This window comes from Pseudomonas sp. CM27 (assembly GCF_013179515.1).
Taxonomy (GTDB): Bacteria; Pseudomonadota; Gammaproteobacteria; order Pseudomonadales; family Pseudomonadaceae; genus Aquipseudomonas.
In genome coordinates, this window is record NZ_JABMCN010000440.1 from 1 (window position 1) to 1,333 (window position 1,333).

Annotated in this window: 1 protein-coding gene; it reads left to right on the top strand. The window is 64.7% G+C overall.

Annotated elements, in window-relative coordinates:
• Positions 1-21: 21 nt before the first annotated feature.
• Positions 22-1,170: an ABC transporter ATP-binding protein gene (locus tag HP547_RS28780; protein WP_172228800.1), complete on the top strand. Its 1,149-nt coding sequence runs from the start codon at positions 22-24 to the stop codon at positions 1,168-1,170.
• Positions 1,171-1,333 lie beyond the last annotated feature (163 nt).

The window sequence follows — 1,333 nt, forward strand, 5'->3', positions numbered from 1 at the left end:
GAGCGCGCGGAGAAAACAACAATGAGTGCAGTGATCAACGACAACGCGCACGGCAAGACCCTGGTCAGCCTGCGCGGCCTGAACAAGCACTACGGCGACTTTGCCGCCGTGGACAACCTCGACCTGGAGATCCAGGACGGCGAGTTCCTGACCTTCCTGGGTTCCAGCGGCTCGGGCAAATCCACCACCCTGTCGATGCTGGCCGGTTTCGAAACCCCCAGCAGCGGCGAGATTTTGGTAGAGGGCCAGTCGCTGGTGAACGTGCCGCCACACAAGCGTGATATCGGCATGGTGTTCCAGCGCTATTCGCTGTTCCCGCACCTGAACGTGCGCGACAACATCGCGTTCCCCCTGGCTATCCGCAAGCTGAGCAGCGCCGAGACCAACAAGCGTGTCGAGGCGATGCTCAAGCTGGTGCAGCTGGACAAGTTCGCCCACCGCAAGCCCGCGCAAATGTCCGGCGGCCAGCAGCAGCGCGTGGCGATTGCCCGGGCCCTGGTGTACGAGCCGCGCATCCTGCTGATGGACGAACCGCTCGGCGCGCTGGACAAGAAGCTGCGTGAAGACCTGCAGGACGAACTGCGCCAACTGCACCGCCGGCTGGGCATCACCATCGTCTACGTCACCCACGACCAGGAAGAAGCCATGCGCCTGTCCCAGCGCATCGCCATCTTCAGCCACGGCAAGATCGTTGGCCTGGGCACTGGCTACGACTTGTACCAGAACCCGCCGAATGCCTTCGTGGCCTCGTTCCTGGGCAACTCCAACTTCCTGCGGATCAAGGCCAGCAGCAATGGCGCGGGCAGCTTCGAGGGCCAATCGGTGGCCATTCGCCTGACCGCAGGCCTGGCCGCTGCGCAGGATGCCCTGATCATGGTGCGCCCGGAAAAGGCCTTGGCCCTGACCGTCGAACAGGCGGCGCGCGAGCCGCTGCCGGCAGGTTGGAACGAGGTCAGTGCCAAGGTGGGCGAGGTGCTGTTCCTGGGTGAGAGCCAGACCTGCCATGTGGTGACTGCGGGCGGTACCGAGCTGACGGTGAAGGCGCTGTCGGCTGCGGGGATGCCGATGCAGCCGGGCGATAGCGTGAAGGTGCGCTGGGCGGTGGCGGATGCCTGCATTTATACCGAATGGGCCGAGAGTGACCTGAGCAAATCGGCCGGGGCGCATTGAGATCGCCGGGGCCGCCTTGCGGCCCTATCGCCGGCAAGCCAGCTCCCACAGGAGTAGCGCATGGCTGCTATTCCTGCTGCCCCATCGCTGGCAAGCCAGCTCCCACAGTGTAGCGCATGGCTGAAGGGTAATGCGGTCGAGGTGGGAGCTGGCTTGCCGGCGA